The sequence below is a fragment of the Niallia sp. FSL R7-0648 genome, assembly GCF_038007005.1.
In the GTDB taxonomy this organism is placed as follows: domain Bacteria; phylum Bacillota; class Bacilli; order Bacillales; family Cytobacillaceae; genus Niallia; species Niallia circulans.
Genome location: NZ_JBBOWE010000002.1, coordinates 26,534 through 45,558, shown reverse-complemented (window position 1 = coordinate 45,558; position 19,025 = coordinate 26,534). Strand labels below are relative to the sequence as shown.

At 35.8% G+C, this 19,025-nt stretch carries 14 protein-coding genes and 1 riboswitch; of the genes, 12 read left to right on the top strand and 2 right to left on the bottom strand.

The genetic code is table 11. From position 1 onward, the window contains the following. Positions 1-98: 98 nt before the first annotated feature. The gene (locus NSQ89_RS25420; RefSeq protein WP_445668947.1) at positions 99-518 is read right to left on the bottom strand and encodes a DUF2812 domain-containing protein; all 420 of its coding nucleotides are present in this window, start codon (positions 516-518) and stop codon (positions 99-101) included. Positions 519-906: 388 nt separating this feature from the next. On the opposite strand from NSQ89_RS25420, the gene NSQ89_RS20170 reads away from it, so the two are divergent. The 7 genes from NSQ89_RS20170 (at position 907) to licT (ending at position 10,362) form a co-directional block, all read left to right on the top strand. Beyond that, a complete protein-coding gene (locus NSQ89_RS20170) occupies positions 907-1,596 on the top strand; it encodes an FCD domain-containing protein (RefSeq protein WP_144546422.1) in 690 nt (229 codons plus the stop codon). 41 nt (positions 1,597-1,637) lie between these two features. Further along, entirely contained in the window at positions 1,638-2,723 is a 1,086-nt protein-coding gene (uxuA, locus tag NSQ89_RS20165) for a mannonate dehydratase (protein ID WP_341133198.1), read from the top strand. A 123-nt stretch (positions 2,724-2,846) separates the two neighbouring features. Further along, positions 2,847-4,373, top strand: a complete 1,527-nt coding sequence (locus NSQ89_RS20160) for an MFS transporter (RefSeq protein ID WP_047943374.1) — start codon at positions 2,847-2,849, stop codon at positions 4,371-4,373. Between the two features lie 15 nt (positions 4,374-4,388). Beyond that, on the top strand, positions 4,389-5,807 hold the full coding sequence (gene uxaC, locus NSQ89_RS20155) for a glucuronate isomerase (protein ID WP_047943375.1): 1,419 nt from the start codon (positions 4,389-4,391) through the stop codon (positions 5,805-5,807). 255 nt (positions 5,808-6,062) lie between these two features. After that, positions 6,063-7,958, top strand: coding sequence for a beta-glucoside-specific PTS transporter subunit IIABC (locus NSQ89_RS20150; protein ID WP_341133197.1), 1,896 nt, complete (start codon positions 6,063-6,065; stop codon positions 7,956-7,958). Positions 7,959-7,993: 35 nt separating this feature from the next. Then, complete coding sequence (locus NSQ89_RS20145; RefSeq protein WP_047943377.1) at positions 7,994-9,415, top strand: 6-phospho-beta-glucosidase; 1,422 nt, start codon at positions 7,994-7,996, stop codon at positions 9,413-9,415. Between the two features lie 116 nt (positions 9,416-9,531). After that, on the top strand, positions 9,532-10,362 hold the full coding sequence (licT, locus tag NSQ89_RS20140; RefSeq protein ID WP_341133196.1) for a BglG family transcription antiterminator LicT: 831 nt from the start codon (positions 9,532-9,534) through the stop codon (positions 10,360-10,362). A gap of 277 nt (positions 10,363-10,639) precedes the next feature. Here licT and NSQ89_RS20135 read toward each other — a convergent pair whose 3' ends face one another. Further along, a complete protein-coding gene (locus NSQ89_RS20135) occupies positions 10,640-10,816 on the bottom strand; it encodes a hypothetical protein (protein ID WP_156485495.1) in 177 nt (58 codons plus the stop codon). A gap of 340 nt (positions 10,817-11,156) precedes the next feature. Between NSQ89_RS20135 and NSQ89_RS20130 the strand changes: the two genes are divergently transcribed. The 5 genes from NSQ89_RS20130 (at position 11,157) to guaA (ending at position 19,020) form a co-directional block, all read left to right on the top strand. Continuing rightward, entirely contained in the window at positions 11,157-12,566 is a 1,410-nt protein-coding gene (locus tag NSQ89_RS20130) for a TerD family protein (protein WP_445668948.1), read from the top strand. 143 nt (positions 12,567-12,709) lie between these two features. Further along, positions 12,710-13,663: an AAA family ATPase gene (locus NSQ89_RS20125; RefSeq protein ID WP_047943380.1), complete on the top strand. Its 954-nt coding sequence runs from the start codon at positions 12,710-12,712 to the stop codon at positions 13,661-13,663. Continuing rightward, positions 13,663-14,868 carry a DUF58 domain-containing protein gene (locus NSQ89_RS20120; RefSeq protein ID WP_095320930.1) on the top strand — a complete coding sequence of 402 codons (1,206 nt, stop codon included), beginning with the start codon at positions 13,663-13,665 and terminating at the stop codon, positions 14,866-14,868. Before NSQ89_RS20125 ends, NSQ89_RS20120 begins: the two co-directional genes overlap by 1 nt. Next, positions 14,869-17,103, top strand: coding sequence for a transglutaminase TgpA family protein (locus NSQ89_RS20115; RefSeq protein WP_341133195.1), 2,235 nt, complete (start codon positions 14,869-14,871; stop codon positions 17,101-17,103). A gap of 29 nt (positions 17,104-17,132) precedes the next feature. After that, positions 17,133-17,234, top strand: a riboswitch (purine riboswitch). Between the two features lie 235 nt (positions 17,235-17,469). Then, the gene (gene guaA / locus NSQ89_RS20110; RefSeq protein WP_061801241.1) at positions 17,470-19,020 is read left to right on the top strand and encodes a glutamine-hydrolyzing GMP synthase; all 1,551 of its coding nucleotides are present in this window, start codon (positions 17,470-17,472) and stop codon (positions 19,018-19,020) included. The last annotated feature ends 5 nt before the right edge of the window (positions 19,021-19,025 follow it).

The following is a 19,025-nucleotide window of genomic DNA, read 5'->3' as shown; positions in this document are numbered from 1 at the left end:
GTACTCATACCCAAAAGGCCAACAAAGGCAGGTCAAATAGACGCAATAACATATAAAATAGGTTATTTCTAATTAAAGCGATAATTTCTTGTTCCTTTTTAGAATATAAATTTTTTAGTAAGAGGAAATCCAATAATAAGGAAGAGAATTCCTATAACAATGAAACCAGTATTTAATAGGATATTAAATACTGGTTTGTCTCTTAGAAAAATGACTTGGAGGCCGGAATAAAGAAAAATTATGGCTAGAATATACCAGATAAAGTTAATTCTTTGATAATGTTCCATTTGGGAATCAATATCTGAATATATAACGAACTTTCCTAAGGCAGCATCTTTTCGAAAATAGTGCCATCTGTTGGCTGATGCGATATGTTCCACATTTAATGCTAGATTATTATTTTTTGGCGTACTCTCTTTTAGAAATGCGATTCTGTAAATAAAATTACCAGGAATGTAGTCTTCCAATAAATAAAATCGTTTGGAAATTTCTTTAAGCGCATACTCTTTTATACACATTTTATTTAATCATGCTTCTTCTTTTTCAATATTAAAAAAGAAATTTTTATAAATACTTCTGTTCACTTTTTTCATCGTATTGTTTCCTCTCTCCGGTTCTGTTTTAGCATTTCATTCTATATCAATAATTATTTAATAATTCACATAATAGTTCATTACTTCTAATAAAAGTATAAATATATTGCAAAAGCTGTTAATGGAATTGTCACATTTTAGTACTATTTTTGAATTGTATTCCAAAAGAAATGAAGTTATAATGTACTTAACTACCATATTAGTATATTAATATGTTTTAAAGGAGGCGATTATTGAAATTATTGAAAATGAATGACATTTAACCCTCCTTTTTATATACTAAAAAAATATAAAAAGGAGAAGAGGGTCCCTCATGTCAAATAATAGTGCGAAAGTATTTGCTTATAACCAATTAAAAAATGAAATTTTAAAATTAAAGCTTATACCTGGTACAAAAATCAGTGAAAAAATTATGTCAGATGAATTGCAGGTTAGTAGAACACCTATTAGAGAAGCATTTATAAGATTAGCGCAAGAGGAGTTATTAACGATTGTTCCGCAGAGTGGTACATTTGTCTCTCTAATTAACCTTAGCCTTGCCGAAGAAGCGCGCTTTGTTCGTGAGATAATTGAGACAAATATCGTTGGTTTATGCTGTGAGAATATGACTGATGAAATTTCCCTGAAGTTAGAAATGAACTTAAAGATGCAAGAAATGCTGGCAAGTAATGAAGTAGGAAAACAGGAAAAGGAAAAATTCTTCGATTTGGATGAAAATTTTCATAAGGAACTTTTTATTTGCTGTGGCAAAGAGCGTACTTGGAAAATGATTCAGGATATGGCTGGCCATTTGAATAGATTTCGCTTATTAAGATTAAAAGACATAAAGGATTTAGACTGGGAAATATTAATTAGTCATCATAAAGAAATTTATGAAGCAATCTTAGGTGGAAATCGGACAAAAGCAGAACAATTAATGTCTGACCATATGAGATTAATGCTTTCTGAAAAAGGCGTTTTATTACAAGAGTTTCCTGAATATTTTTATCCGCAGCAATACTAATGGAAAAAGTATGATGGTGCGACAAAGGAGGAAAACAAAATATGCAAATGACGTTTCGATGGTATGGAGAAGGGAATGACACCATCACTTTAAAACAAATACGCCAAATTCCAGGGGTTAAAGGGATAGTGTGGGCTCTGCATGATGTACCTGTTGGAGAAGTCTGGCCGGTGGAGCGTATTGCGGAAGTAGTAAATCAGGCGAAGCAGTATGGATTTCATACAGATGTTGTTGAAAGCGTTAATATTCACGAGGATATAAAACTAGGATTAAATTCAAGACAGCAATATATTGATGCATATAAAGAAACATTAAAGAATCTTAGTCAATTTGGCGTAAAAGTAGTATGTTATAACTTTATGCCTGTCTTTGATTGGCTGCGTACAGATTTATTTAAAGAAACAGAAGATGGCAGTACGGCGTTGTATTTTGATGCTGCAAAAGTCATTTCTCTTACACCTGAGCAAGTAGTGAAAAATATGGAAGAAAATACAAAAGAGTTAACGCTGCCTGGATGGGAGCCAGAGAGACTAAAAGATTTACAGCACTTATTTTCTTTATATAAAGATGTATCTGAAGTGGATTTGTTCGATAATCTGGTATACTTTCTAGAAGAAATTACTCCTGTTGCAGAGCAATGTGGAATTAAAATGGCTATTCATCCGGATGATCCGCCTTTTTCTATCTTTGGGTTGCCGCGGATTGTCAAAAATAAAGAAGATATCGAACGGATTTTAACTAGCGTAGACAGTCCAGCAAACTGTTTAACTTTTTGCTCTGGCTCACTTGGAGCAAATCCAAGTAATGACTTAGTTGATATTGTGAAAACATTCACTAATAGAATTCCTTTTGCGCATATTAGAAATGTAAAGCACTTTGAAGATGGTAGTTTTATAGAAACTTCTCATCGTGCGGAGGATGGGTCTGTACCTATTACTGAAATTGTAAATGGGTTATATGAAAACGGTTTCGTTGGATTTGTTCGACCTGATCATGGGAGACATATTTGGGATGAAGTTTGCAGGCCGGGATATGGGTTATATGATCGTGCGTTAGGGGTAATGTACTTATTAGGCGCATGGGATACTAATAAAATTTTAACAAAAGAGAAAATGCAAAAAATATAAATGGTTTAAAAGATAATAGGAAAAGGAGAGGTTCCTGACACTTTCCTTTTTCCTATTATACTTTCAAATAAATGAAAACGTTTTACCTATATTCGTATTGATAATAAATAGGAGGCGTTAGAAATGGAAAAAAAGCAAAAGGATGTTACGCTTGCAAGGAGTATTGGATACGGCTTAACAGATATGATGGGCGGAGGGGCTTTTACCATTATAGGAGCATGGCTTTTGTTTTTTTATACAAGTTATGCTGGTTTGACGCCAGTTCAAGGTGCTTCTATTATTGCAATTGCTCGTATAGTAGATGCAGTCGTCAGCTTATTTATGGGAAGCTTTTCAGACAACTTTTTAAAATTTAAGTTAGGAAGAAAATTTGGACGGCGAAGATTTTTCTTATTGATTGGTTCACCACTAATGCTTGTATATGTATTACTCTGGACTTCGGGAATGAATTATTTATATTATCTTCTTACTTATTTAGCATTTGAGATTATTGCAGCGATGGTTTTAATTCCATGGGAAACACTCCCTTCTGAAATGACAACGGACTTTAATAAACGAACGAAATTATCAACTGCTAGAATGTTTATCTCAGGACTTGGAACCTTTTTAGCCACATTTATACCTGGGCAGCTCTTTAGTATTTTAGGACAAGATAATTCCCTTGCTTTCTTCATTAATGGTGCCTTTTTTGCAGTTGTTTTTGCTATATGTGTGTATATTTCTTTCCGTTCTACGTGGGAACGAGAAGTTTCGCCTGAAGAATTACAACTACTGATAAGCCAGAAGAAAGAACGAAAAAATGGTTTAAAGGTAGTGATACAAATGTTTGTGGACTTTGCTTCCACTTTCAGGGTGAAAAGCTTTCGTAAGCATTTATTAATTTATATTTGTTCGATGACAGCGAAAGATGCTTTTAACGCAGTATTTGTATTCTTTTGTGTATACGCTTTAAATAGTACTTCCACTGTAGCAGCGAATCTACTTTCATTTAGTATTATTGGGCTACCTGGAGCTATTCTATATGGATTTTTAATGATTAAAATTGGACCAGCAAATTTATTTAAAATATCGTATTCTACTATGATTCTGTGTTTATTAGGATATGGGGCGGTTTATTTATATCATCCTAGTAATCTAATCCTCGTATTAGGGGTTATTTCCTTCTTGTATCAAATTGGAAGAAGTATGCTGGAATTCGTTCCTTGGAATGTCTTTCCGTTTATTCCAGATGTAGATGAAATGATTACAACGAAAAGAAGAGAAGGAATCTTTGCTTCTGTAATGACGTTCTTTAGAAAGTCTTCTGTTGCACTTGCGACCTTTTTAGTTGGAGCCATCTTAGAGAAAGGGGGATTTGTACAAGGCTCGGCAACGCAGCCACAGAGTGCTGTTGATACTATAATGTATATCATGATTATTGGGGTAGGTCTTTTGCTTTTTATTTCATTAATTGCAGCATTCACCTTTAAATTAAATAAAGAAACGCATGGAATTCTTGTAGAGGAAATTGAACGTTTAAAGAACAACGGTTTAAAAAAGGATGTAGATCCAAAAACGAAGAAAGTGGTCGAATCCTTAACAGGTTATTCCTATGAAAAGCTTTGGGGTGGAAAGACAGATGAAGATTTAACACAAGTAAAGATTAATTAAGAGGAGGATAACAAAATGAAGACTTTTATGGATAAAGATTTTTTACTGCAGACAGAAACAGCGAAAACATTATTTCATGATTATGCGGCGACCATGCCAATCTATGACTATCATTGTCATTTAGATCCAAAGGAAATTTATGAGAATCGAAGATATGAAAACATTACAGAGCTGTGGCTGGAGGGGGACCATTATAAATGGCGTGCCATGCGTGCTAATGGTATAGATGAATTCTATATAACTGGAGATGCAGACGACTACAGTAAGTTTGAAAAATGGGCTGAGACTGTAGAGAAGTTAATTGGAAATCCACTTTATCATTGGACGCATTTAGAGTTAAAACAATATTTTGGAGTGGAAGCAATTCTAAAACGAACGTCAGCAAAGGAAATATGGGAAACTTGTAATCGCAAAATACAGAGTCCAGACTTTTCAGCAAGAAGCTTAATTGAAAGGTCAAATGTAGCTCTTATTGGTACTACAGATGATCCGATTGATGATTTAGTTTTTCATAAGTTATTACAAGAAGACAAAACTTTTTCAACAACTGTTTTACCAGCATTTCGTCCAGATCATCTAATGGCTATTCAAAGCAATTATTGGGCGGAGTATGTTGAAAAACTAAGCAATCTTACAGGAGTAGAAATTACGAGTTATAGCACTTTGATGGAGGCAATAGATCATAGGATAGATTATTTTCATGAGATTGGCTGCAAATTGTCTGACCATAGTTTAGAAATGGTCGTATATGAATCAGCAACAAGGGAAGAGTTGGATATGATAGTAAAAAAAGCGTTGACTGGTGAGGCTATTACTCTAAAAGAAAATAATCAGTTTTTGACTAGTTTACTTGTCAGCCTTGGTAAAGCATATAGCCAAAGAGGATGGGTGATGCAATATCATATCGGAGCATTAAGAAGTGCCAACTCTCGTTTATTTCAAACAATTGGTGCAAATATAGGCTGTGATTCGATGCAAGATAGTCCTATTGCTATTCCATTAGCGAAATTATTAGATGAGCTGGATCGAGATGGCAGCCTGCCAAAGACCATTCTGTATGGATTAAATCCGAATACTAATGAAGTTTTAGCAACAATGGCTGGAAATTTCCAAGAAGGTGGAATTCCCTCTAAACTACAATTCGGATCTGGCTGGTGGTTTAATGATCATATTGATGGCATGGCAGCACAAATGAAAACACTTGCAAATCAAGGGCTATTATCGAGATTTATTGGAATGCTGACAGATTCGCGCAGTTTTTTATCTTATAGCCGTCATGATTATTTTAGAAGAATTCTATGTAATCTAATAGGGAATTGGGTGGAAAATGGGGAGTACCCAAATGATATGGAATGGCTCAGTCAAATTGTTCAGGATATATCTTACTATAATGCTCAGCGCTATTTTGATTTTCAGTTAAAAATGGATTATTAATTGAAAGAAAATAAATAGGAACTTAAATAAAAAAATTAATTTTTCTAAAAAGAAAGCGTTGACATGTATAACGAGACGTGATAAATTACAGATATCAAATAACAAAACTTAAAAGTTCCGTGAAGGAATGTTACCTTAAGTGGGCATAACCTGAACTGACTAGAAAAACATGCTATTGTTTTGCGTGTATTTTAGTCAGGTCAGGTTTTTTTATTTGTAAAAACCAAATTCCATAGCTGAAGGAAGGGTAAAAAAATGAAATATGAGCAATTAGCAAAAGATATCATTGCGAATATAGGTGGAAAAGAAAACGTTTCCAGTGTTGTGCACTGTATTACACGTCTCCGCTTTAAGCTTAAAGATGAAAGTAAAGCGAATACAGAAGTCCTAAAAAATATGGATGATGTTGTAACTGTCATGAAAAGCGGCGGTCAATACCAAGTCGTTATCGGCAACCATGTTCCAGATGTATACAAAGCAGTTGTTTCAGTAGGAGGTTTCCAGAGCCAGCAGCCTGTAGAGGAAGAGGAAGGTTCTAAAGGTTCACTTTTCAATCGATTTATCGACATGATTTCAAGTATTTTCACGCCAGTTCTTGGTGTTTTAGCAGCTTCAGGGATGATTAAAGGGTTTAATGCACTATTTCTATCAACAAAATTGTTAACAGAATCATCTGGTACTTATCAAATTTTAAATGCCACAGGTGACGCACTATTTTATTTCTTACCAATCTTCTTAGGATATACTGCGATTAAGAAATTTGGAGGAACACCGTTTATTGGAATGGCGATAGGGGCTGCATTAGTTTATCCAACCTTATCCACTTTAACGATGGGTGATCCATTATATACTTTGTTTGGAGGTACATTATTTGAATCGCCGATCCATGTTACGTTTTTAGGGATACCAGTAATTTTAATGAGTTATTCTTCTTCGGTTATCCCAATTATTTTATCGACATTCTTTGCATCTAAAGTAGAGAAATGGCTAAGAAATGTCATTCCTGATGTAGTGAAAACATTTATTGTGCCATTATTTACATTAGTGATTGTAGTTCCAGTCACATTTCTTGTTATTGGGCCTATTGCAACATGGGCAAGTACATTAATCGGTCAAGGATCTTTATTCTTATATAATTTAAGTCCCGCTATTGCAGGTTTATTGATTGGTGGATTCTGGCAAGTGCTTGTTATTTTCGGTCTTCATTGGGGATTAGTGCCAATTGCTATTAACAATGTAGCGACACTTGGCTATGATACGATTTTATCTCCAGTCTTCGCAGCGTCTTTTGCACAGATCGGGGCAGTTCTTGCAATTTTGATCAAAACAAAAAATCAAAAGTTAAAAACATTGAGTTATCCAGCGTTTATTTCCGGTATCTTTGGTGTAACGGAGCCAGCTATTTACGGAATTACCTTACCTTTAAAGAAACCATTTATTATTAGCTGTATTGGTGCAGGTATTGGTGGTGCTATTGCCGGGTTAACAGATGTAAAGGGTTACATAGTTGGTGGTCTTGGAATTTTTGGTATTCCTTCTTATATTACACCTGAGGGAATCAATATGAACTTATGGGGAGCACTTATTTCCATCATTGTTGGCTTTATCGTAGCGTTCTTATTGACATTGTTCTTTGGCGGCATTAACAAAGGCCAAAATTCAACAGCATCGAACCAAGTAGCAGCAACAAAGGTAGAAAAAGAGGAAGTGTTAAGCCCCCTAAAGGGCGAGGTAAAACCATTATCAGAAGTTAAAGATGAAGCATTCGCATCTGGTGCACTTGGCCATGGAATTGCTATTGAACCGAGTGAAGGGAAATTATATGCTCCTGCTGATGGGACGGTTTCTGCTTTATTTCCGACGAAACATGCAATTGGGATTACAACAGATACTGGTGCAGATATTTTGATTCATATCGGAATGGATACTGTGCAATTAGAAGGCCAGCATTTTACTGTACACACCACACAAGGTGAGTTAGTGAAAAAAGGACAATTGCTTATTGAATTTGATATAGATGAAATAGCTAATTCCGGCAAGCCTTTAACGACACCAATTGTGATTACAAATTATAGAGAGTTTCATTTAGAGGTAACAGATAAAAAACAGATTCAACAAGGAGATTCTTTATTCCACCTCGAAACTAAGTAAAAATAAGTAAGAATTATGAGAAAGGATGAGACATTATGGCATTTCCAAAAGGTTTTTTATGGGGCGGTGCAATTGCCGCTAATCAAGCAGAAGGAGCCTATTTAGAGGATGGGAAGGGCTTAACTACGGTTGATTTATTGCCAACAGGTAATAAAAGATTTGAAATTATGATGGGCAAGCTTCCTTCTTATCAACCACTGGAAGGGGAATTTTATCCTTCGCATGAAGCGATTGACTTCTATCATCGTTATAAAGAAGATATTGCTCTATTTGCAGAAATGGGATTTAAAGCATTGCGCTTATCGATTTCATGGGCTAGAATTTTTCCAAATGGAGATGACGCTGCTCCAAATGAAGCGGGATTGAAATTTTATGATAATGTTTTCGATGAGCTCTTAAAATATGGAATCGAGCCAGTCGTAACCATTGCTCATTTTGATGTACCAATAAATCTAGTAAAGAATTATGGCAGCTGGAAAAATCGTAAATTAGTCGATTTCTTTGAAAAATATGCAACTACCTTATTTGAGCGATATAAGGATAAAGTGAAATATTGGATGACCTTTAATGAAATCAATATGCTTTTACATTTACCGTTTGTTGGAGCAGGTTTGGTATTTGAAGAAGGAGAAGATAAGCTTCAAGTGAAATATCAAGCAGCCCATCATCAATTGGTTGCTAGCAGCTTAGCGGTAAAAGCTGGGCATGAGATAAATCCTGAGATGAAAATTGGCTGTATGCTGGCGGCCGGTCAAACGTATCCATATTCTTGTAATCCAGATGATGTCTTGGATGCAATGGAAAAGGATAGAGATTCTTTCTTTTTCATAGACGTTCAATCTCGTGGGAAATATCCTGGCTATGCGAAAAGGTTTTTCCGAGATAAGAATTTAAAGATTGAAATGGAAGAACAGGATGAAGCGTTATTAGAGAAATATACCGTTGACTATATAGGCTTTAGTTATTATGCAAGTCGTACGACAAGTACAAATCCAGAGGTCAATAAGCAGACCTCGGGTAATGTGTTTGGTTCTATTGAAAATCCATACTTGGAAAAGTCGGAATGGGGTTGGACGATTGATCCTAAAGGTTTCCGTATCACTGCAAATCAATTGTATGATCGCTATCAAAAGCCGCTATTTGTAGTAGAAAATGGGTTAGGTGCTGTCGATATACCTTCGGAAGATGGAGAGGTAAAGGACGATTATCGGATAGATTATCTACGAAAGCATGTTATAGAAATGTCTGAGGCCATAGAGGATGGTGTAGAAATGATCGGATATACGAGCTGGGGGCCAATTGATATTGTAAGTGCTTCTACTGGTGAAATGAAAAAACGCTATGGTTATATTTATGTAGATAAAGATAACGAAGGGAACGGAACATTAGAGCGATCAAAGAAAAAGAGCTTTGATTGGTATAAAGAGGTTATTGCCTCCAATGGAGAGAATGTATAAAGGGAAATAGGAAAGTTGATTTTTCAGCTTTCCTTCTTTCCTATTTTTAAACCATACTATCACGATCACTTATCCATGATAAGGAAAAAAAGCCATATTAAACTACAGGTGGTCAAATGAAAATAGAAAAAGTATATAACAATAATGTAATTGCTGCATTTAATGAAAAAGACGAAGAATTAGTAGTAATGGGAAGAGGGATAGCTTTTCAAAAGAAGCCTGGTGATTTAGTGGAAGAAGCAAAAATTGAAAAAATATTTGCTTTGAAAAATAATGATATGTCGGAAAAGTTTAAAACACTTTTATATGAAGTACCTGTTGAATATATCGAAATCACAGAGGAAGTCATTAAGATTGCTAGCAGCAGGCTAGGCAGAAAGTTAAATGATAGTTTTTATATCTCTTTAACAGATCATTTGCATTTTGCTGTTCAGAGAATCGAAAAGGGGTTTGAAATTAAGAACGCTTTATTATGGGAAATAAAAAGATTTTATAAGGAAGAGTTTGCTATTGGTTTAGAGACCATTCAACTAATGAAGGAGAAATTAGGCATTGAGCTGCCAGAAGATGAAGCTGGTTTTATTGCGATGCATCTAGTTAATTCAGACCTGAGTCAAGAAATGCCTAATATCGCGAACATCACAAAGGTTATGCAAAATATATTAAATATTGTTAAATACCATTATAAGATGGAATTTGACGAGGACTCTTTAAATTACTTTCGATTTCTTACTCATTTGAAGTTCTTTGCGCAAAGACTCTATAGTAAGACATACATGGATGATGACGATCCATATCTATTCGAAATGGTGAAACATAAGCATAGGGAAGCTTTTTTATGTACGGAAAAAATAAATGAATATATTGAAAGTCAATTCAATTATTCTTTAACAGATAATGAAAAGTTATATTTAGCTATTCATATACAAAGAGTTGTTAATCGTTAGTTTCTCCATTAAGAGAATTTAGAGGTTATAGGAGATCAACTGTCCATAAAAATTTGATGGTTCACATTAACCATCAGTGAGGAGGAAGCACCTCCCGCTGATAGAAGTTTTAATATATTGAAGATAAGTTAAATCATTTAGGCTTTGTTCAAATAAAATGTTGTTTAGAAAGCATGCCATAGAGAAACAAGGAAAGAAAGCATTCATCTTTTTGCCAAAAACATTCATTGAACAAAGCCTTAAATGAAGAAGATATAGAATTTTATATGATAAATGATTACTGTGTAATCGATTGATCTGTAATATCTTTTTCCTCTGCTTGTTCCTCTGTGGTGTCTTCTTGTAATTTCTCGTATTCTTTTCTTACCTCTCCGCAAGTGATGCATATACCACTGTAATAATAATTATATTTATGATATTTTCGTATCTTACAAATAAGGGAACCAAATAACATACATAACAACTCCTTTACCTTTTCCATTCTACCGTACAAGAGAATTTTGTTCGGTTAAATAACCGTTACGAACCTACCAAATTCATGACAAACATGTCTTCTTCATCTTTTTTATGACAAACCTCCAAAAAAACATTACAAATTAGAAGAGAAAAGGTATAGAAAGAATAGAGATATTGAGGAATTGCTAAAAGAGGAAACTTTTTCATGGTTTATATCGTAAAAGGTGTAGTTGTAATACAACTGTAAATGAATATACGTACAATTACCTAGATAATGCTGTAAAATAATAGTTATCGATAGTTGGAAGAAAATGATTGTAAAAAAGGAGAGGTTCTTTGTGGGGGTCATGCTTAGCAAGGGTCAAAAGATAGATTTGACAAAATCACATCCTGGGTTAAGTAAGGTAGTAATTGGTTTAGGGTGGGATATCAATCAACATGGTGCCAACTATGATTTAGATGCGTCAGCTTTTTTGTTGGGCGATAATCATAAAGTATGGAGTGATAATGATTTTATTTTTTATAATAACCCAACTGGTCCTAACGGATCGGTAGTATATAGCGGGGATAACCGGACGGGGCATGGCGGAATGGATGACGAACAAATTCGAGTGAATTTATCCCAAGTACCTGCCGCTATTCAACGCATTGCTTTTACCATTACCATTCATGATGCGTATAATAAAGGACAAAATTTTGGTCAAATATCTAATGCCTATGTCAGAGTTTTTAATGAGGGAGATCAAGTAGAACTTCTTCGTTTTAATCTTGGAAGAGATTATACAATTGAAACTGCTATTGTTGCAGCCGAGTTATACCGTCATCACGGAGAATGGAAATTTAATGCTGTCGGAAGTGGCTTTCAAGGTGGACTAGCTGCCTTATGCCGCAATTTTGGAGTAACAGTTGATGATGAACCGCAAGCACCTGCTTATCCTAATGAATCTATCCAACAAGCTTATCAAGAACCTAATAGGCCTTATTACCAGTCATTTGAAACGCAAACTTATCCGGCTTTTAGCAGCGGGGCTTATCAGCCAAACGGGCAACCTTCTTATTCAACAAATACGCATCCACAAATGTATGGACAAGCTGCTGTCAATGACGCATATTCTAGTGATCATATGCAGTGTATGAGATGTAGAAGTACCAATGTCCGTACCGGTGAAAAAGGCTTTGGGATTGGCAAAGCGGCAATTGGTGGATTGATTTTAGGACCTGTCGGTTTATTAGGTGGATTTATTGGAAAAGGACAGCTGAAAATAACATGCAATAGTTGTGGCTATAGTTGGTCTCCATCTCAGACGGATTATGCAGAATGGGGAAGGCAGCAGAAACAAAGAGCTAGAGATATCTTTATGCGCTATAAAAATCCAGAAGTATTAGACGCTGTTGTTGCTGCATGTGCATTAGTAGGTATGGCTGACGGAAGATTGGACCATACGGAAGAACAAAAAATGATGGAGTTTATCCATCAAAGTGAGGAATTACGTGTTTTTGATACAAATAAAGTAATTCAGCAATTTAATTACTTTGTCCGAAAAATAGAATACGATCAAATTATTGGTAGAGCCGAAAGCTTTCGAGCACTAGGAAAAGTTCGCTCAAAGCCAGAGATTGCTAGACTTGTAGCTCGGTATTGTATTGCGATTGGATATGCAGATGGTCATTTTGATCAAAGGGAAAAACAAGTGGTGACGGAAATTTGTCGAGAATTAGGTTTAAACCCACAGGAATTTTTATCTTAAAAAATGGCAATGCTTGATATAGAAGCTAGATGAATAAGAATGGATTGGTTACTAGTAAGAAAAATGATTATTTAGTTGAAAGATAGTGTCGTAACAATGCAACTAAAACTAGCAATTTACTAGAATGCAACAGGAGGAGAAGAATGGCAGGAAATCATAGTTTGGTAATTAACAGAATAATCGGTAATATCGAAAAGGTGATGATTGGGAAAAGGGATGTAGCAGAACTGAGTTTAATTGCTTTGCTTGCCCAAGGACATGTTTTATTAGAAGATGTTCCAGGAGTTGGGAAAACAATGATGGTGCGAGCTTTAGCGAAATCAGTAGGTGCTAATTTTCGTAGAATTCAATTCACTCCAGACCTCTTACCTTCTGATGTAACGGGAGTGTCTATTTATAACCCGAAAGAGCTAGAATTTCAATTTGTGCCAGGACCAATCATGGGGAATATTATTCTAGCTGATGAAATAAATCGAACATCACCAAAGACTCAGTCAGCTCTTTTGGAAGCGATGGAAGAAAGTAGTGTAACGATTGATGGCGTGACACATCATTTACAAAAGCCATTCTTTGTTATGGCAACCCAGAACCCAATTGAATATGAAGGAACCTATCCTCTTCCAGAAGCACAGCTAGATCGTTTCTTATTGAAAATGAATATGGGATATCCAACCGTAGAAGAAGAAATAGAAGTGCTGACTAGAGTCCAAGTAGCAGCGCCAATTGAAAAATTAGAGTCAGTTGTAAGCTTAGATGAGTTACTTACTCTTCAAGATGAAGTAAGACAAGTGTATGTGGATGAAACGATTAAGAAATACATTGTGGAGCTCGCAACAGCAACTAGAGAAAATGCGAGTATTTATCTAGGAGTCAGTCCGAGGGGTTCCATTGCATTAATGAGAGCATCCCAAAGCTATGCCTTTATTCAAGGAAGAGATTATGTCATCCCAGATGATGTGCAATTCTTAGTAAAAGCTGTTTTTGCTCATCGAATGATTTTAAAATCAGAAACAAAGTTCGATGGGATAACAGCAGAAGAAATTATTAATCGAATTATCGGGCAAGTGCCTGTACCAGTACAAAGGTTAGTGAAGTAATGAAAAGATTTTTGCATAAATTAAATCGGGTTTGGAAATTAATTTTGCTATTTTTACTAATAGTGATGGTATTTTCCTATGCTATGTTTCAAGGTGGGTTTGTAAGCTGGTTTTTATTTTATAGTTTTTTACCATTTGCTTTATATGGTCTTTTAATTGCAGTCTATCCAATGCGGGATTGGCAAGTAAAAAGAAAAATTTTGAAATATGAATATAGGGCGAAAGAAGAAATGCAAGTAGAAATTGAATTAACGAGAAACTCGTTTTTTCCTGTTTTTTATATGGTGGTGAGAGATTCATTTAATTCCACAATGGGGCAAAAAATAGAAGAAAAGAGAATGTTAATGCCTGGATTAAAGCGGAGACTCCGCTTTAATTATACGGTGAAGGAGTTGCCAAGAGGAGAGCATGTATTTGATCAAATCTTTCTCCAATTGGGTGACCCTTTAGGTCTGATTGAGAAGGAGAAGGTCTATATTCAAGTAGAACGGATTCTAGTGTATCCTCCTATTGAAGAAATGATATACAAACCGCTGGAAAATCACTATGAGCAAGGAATGACTTCATCGAAGGAGCGAGTGCAGCGAGATACGACAATGGCAGTTGGTGTGAGAGAGTATCAGCCAGGTGACCGCTTTTCATGGATTAACTGGAAAGCAAGTGCAAGGCGCAACAATATGATGACAAAGGAATTTGAACAAAAACAGTCGCATGACATTATGATTGTGATGGATTGCCAAGAAAATAAAAGATTTGAAACGACAGTGTCTTTCACTGCTTCTATCCTTCGAGCTATTTTAAAAAAAGGTGCGCAAGTAGGCTTATTATCGGTAGATACGGAGCGTAAGATTTTTCCAATAAGGGGAGGGGAAAGTCACCAACAATACCTGCTCTATCATTTAGCAAAAGTACGTGCTACAAAGGAAATCACATTAGCAGAGGTTGTAGATTATGAAAGTAGTCAATTGCCTCCACAGGCCACAATCATGTTAATTACTTCCCAAGTAACAAGAGAACTTATAGATAAAGCTGGGTGGTTGGCAAGTAAAAGATATAATATCGTGATGTTTGCCATCACTGGACAAAAGGAAGGTTTATCTAGTGAAGAAAGAACATTAAGTGCTTTTGCTGGAAAAAAAGGCATTCAAATCATTCCTGTTTCTGAGGGGAGATTTAAAGAAGCTTTTGGAGAGGGGCTGGCATAAATGGGAACGCCCTATAGCAAAAAACATATCACAATTGCTAATTTTTTATTATACATTTTAGGTTTCTTACTAATTTGTGAATGGCTCGGACCATTAGAAGAATTAACGAATACAGAGAATGTGATTGTCTTTCACTTATTTCTTGCGTTATCTTTATTGTTAGCCTTTTCCCGGACACCAAGCTGGGTAAGCGGCACATTGAAGACTGTTTATATTATATTTATTCTTCAATATTTATATTATGAAGAATCATTTTTTACTTTCCAATGGATTCAACCTTTTGCAGCCGAATTTATCGATAATTTAGCATTGGTATTTAATACAAAGTGGCCGGAAATGACGAATATGTTTAAAAGCAGTCTCTGTTTCATTTTATTATGGCTGATGGCGTATTTAATTGATTATTGGCTAATTAAGCGAAGAAAGATTTTTACATTCTTTTTGCTGACAATTATTTATATTACCGTATTAGATACTTTTACGATTTATAGTGCTGATTTGGCAATTATTCGTACGGTAATCATAGGTTTTACAGCAATGGGCATGTTAACATTTTTTCGATTAAGTGATAAAGAAGGATCTGGAAATACTAACAGTTCGATCGTAAAATGGATGATTCCTTTACTTCTATTCGTAATAGGAAGTGCTGGAATTGGCTATTTATCACCAAAGGCAGATCCTATTTGGCCAGACCCTGTTCCTTTTATCCAGACAATGGGGGATAAAGGAGGAGTAGAGGATGGAGATATTCCAGGAAGCGGTATTCATAGAGTTGGTTATAGTGTTGATGATTCAAGATTAGGGGGAGACTTTATTGGTGATTCTTCCTTGGTCTTTGTTGCGGAGGTAGAAAAGCCTCATTATTGGAAGGTAGAAACGAAAGATACTTATACAGGAAAAGGCTGGGTCCAATCAGAGGAATCCTTAAAATTAAATCGGGACAACTTTGAAGTATTAGATCAAGGTGGCGCAATTCCTTTTGTCTCTTTTGTAGAAGGGGAAAATGTGAAGCGGACAGAGTCTGAAAGCACTGTGCAATTTACGAATGGCTTTTCTTATTTACTATATCCATTAGGAGTAAAAGAAGTGTCTGCTGCTAATTCGTTCATGGAAATTGAAAGTGGGAATGAACGTGGCGTTTTTAATGGATATGTAGAAAGTTACTCGGTAAAATATGATGTGCCGGAATACAGTCTAAATGCGTTAACAACAGCTGATATGGAAGACTTTATAAGAAATAATCCAGATATGGTGAATCGCTACCTTCAGCTTCCCGATTCATTACCGCAAAGAGTGAAAGACCTTGCTGCTGATATAACGAAAAATGATGAAAATGTATTTGCAAAGGTACGTGCGATAGAAACCTATTTCTCATCTAATGGTTTTACTTATAGTCAAAATAATGTGGCAGTCCCGAATGAGAAAGAGGATTATGTGGATCAATTCTTATTTGAAACAAAGCTGGGTTATTGTGATAACTATTCGACTTCTATGGTTACCTTGCTGCGTTCTATTGGGATTCCCTCAAGATGGGTTAAAGGTTTTACAGAGGGAGAATTTGTAGAAGCGGACGGGGATATTCGCCGCTATGAGGTTACAAATAATAATGCACATTCTTGGGTAGAGGTTTATTTTCCAGATGTAGGCTGGGTTGCTTTTGAGCCAACGCAAGGATTCTCTAATGCGAATACGTATATAAATGATGTGGAGAGCAATCAAAATACTGGGAATACTGAAACGCAAACGCCGGAGCAACAGGAACGAAAGCCAGAAACCCCAGAAAATAAACCAGAAAATCCAGAGCAAACAATGGAGAAAACATCACCATCTACAGATGGGCAGAAGAATTACACAACTATTGTTAAAGACAATTGGCAGTGGGTCACTACGGTTCTAGTAATCATTATTACAGCAGGATTAGCAGCTTATAAATTTCGCTATAAATGGCTTCCTTATTATTATATTTGGAAATTCCGAAACACAACGGAGGAAACTAACTTTCCGAAGGCTTATATGGTGCTGCTGCATCTACTAGAGATAGCTGGACTCCGCAAGAAGGAAGAAATTACCTTAAGAGAGTATGCGAAGCAAATAGATCACATTTATTCAAGCAAAGAAATGAGCCAATTGACTGCTAAATATGAGGAATATCTGTATAAAGGTCATATGCAAAAAGAGACTTGGGAAGATATGAGAGAATTGTGGGAAAATTTAATTAAAAAAACAACAGCTTGACCATCGATTCGACATGTTGTTACAATATTCACATCTATATATAATTCCTTCATATATCCTCGATGATATGGTTCGAGAGTCTCTACCGGGTCGCCTTAAATGATCTGACTATGAAGGCAGATAAGTCTTTGGATTATTTAGCTTATATGAAGAAACCAAAAAGACTAGAATTCTGCCTTCGTTTTTATTTGAGGCGGATTCTAGTCTTTTTTTGTGGTTACATTATAAAAGTTGGTTGATTGAATTCAAATCAGCACTTTTGTAAAAAAACAGAATCTAATTTAGAGAAAAGATAAGCATGAATAATGAAGGTATTTGGAAATAGTAAGAAGAGAAATTCAAATAGAGTAGTTGGGGTGAATAGGAATGGGGAAAGCGCATATAGAAGGTCAAGAAATGATCGTTGTCCTAGATTTTGGTAGTCAATATAATCAATTGATTACAAGAAGAATAAGAGAATTTGGAGTATATAGTGAGTTGCATCCACATACCATTACAGCTGAAGAGATTAAGGAATTAAGCCCTTCAGGAATCATTTTCTCAGGCGGCCCTAATAGTGTATACGACGAAAATGCATTTGGCGTAGATGAGAAAATATTCGATTTAGGACTTCCTATTTTCGGTATTTGTTATGGGATGCAATTGATGACCCAGCATTTTGCCGGAAAAGTGGAAAAAGCAAAGCATCGTGAATATGGAAAAGCAGCAATTAATATTGAAAACAACTCTAAATTATTTGCTGACCTTCCAACAGAACAAATCGTTTGGATGAGCCATGGTGATTTAGTTGTTGAAGCACCTGCTGGATTTACAATTGATGCAACGAGCGCTTCTTGTCCGATTGCTTCGATGAGTAATGAAGAAAAAGGATTATATGCTGTTCAATTCCACCCAGAAGTTCGTCACTCTGTATATGGAAATGAATTATTGAAAAACTTTGTGTTCGGTGTTTGTGGCTGCAAAGGTGACTGGTCAATGGAGAACTTCATTGAAATTGAAATGGAAAAAATTCGCCAGACGGTCGGCGACAAAAAAGTTCTTTGTGCCCTAAGTGGTGGAGTAGATTCTTCTGTTGTTGCTGTGTTGATTCATAAAGCTATTGGTGATCAATTAACCTGTATATTCGTAGACCATGGACTTCTTCGCAAAGGCGAAGCGGAAGGAGTAATGAAGACTTTCACAGAAGGCTTTAATATGAACGTCATTAAAGTAGATGCGAAAGAACGCTTTATGTCTAAGCTAGAGGGCGTAAGTGACCCTGAGAAAAAACGTAAAATTATCGGAAATGAATTCATCTATGTGTTTGATGATGAAGCAGCAAAATTAGAAGGAATTGATTTCTTAGCACAAGGTACTCTTTACACAGATATTATTGAAAGTGGTACAGCTACTGCACAAACCATTAAGTCCCATCATAATGTAGGCGGACTTCCTGAAGACATGCAATTCCAATTAATTGAACCTTTAAATACGCTATTTAAAGATGAAGTACGTGCTCTAGGTTCTGAGTTAGGAATAGCTGATGATATCGTTTGGAGACAGCCATTCCCAGGCCCTGGTTTAGGGATTCGTGTATTAGGTGCTATTACAGAAGAAAAACTAGAAATCGTCCGTGAATCAGATGCCATTTTACGCGAAGAAATTAAAAAAGCTGGCTTAGAACGCGATGTATGGCAATACTTTACTGTCCTTCCTGATATCCGCAGTGTTGGAGTAATGGGAGATGCGCGTACGTATGATTATACAATCGGAATTCGCGCAGTTACTTCTATCGATGGAATGACATCTGACTGGGCAAGACTGCCATGGGATGTACTAGAAGTGATTTCTACAAGAATCGTTAATGAAGTAGCCCATATTAACCGCGTCGTGTATGACATTACTAGTAAGCCACCTGCGACGATTGAGTGGGAATAACGTAG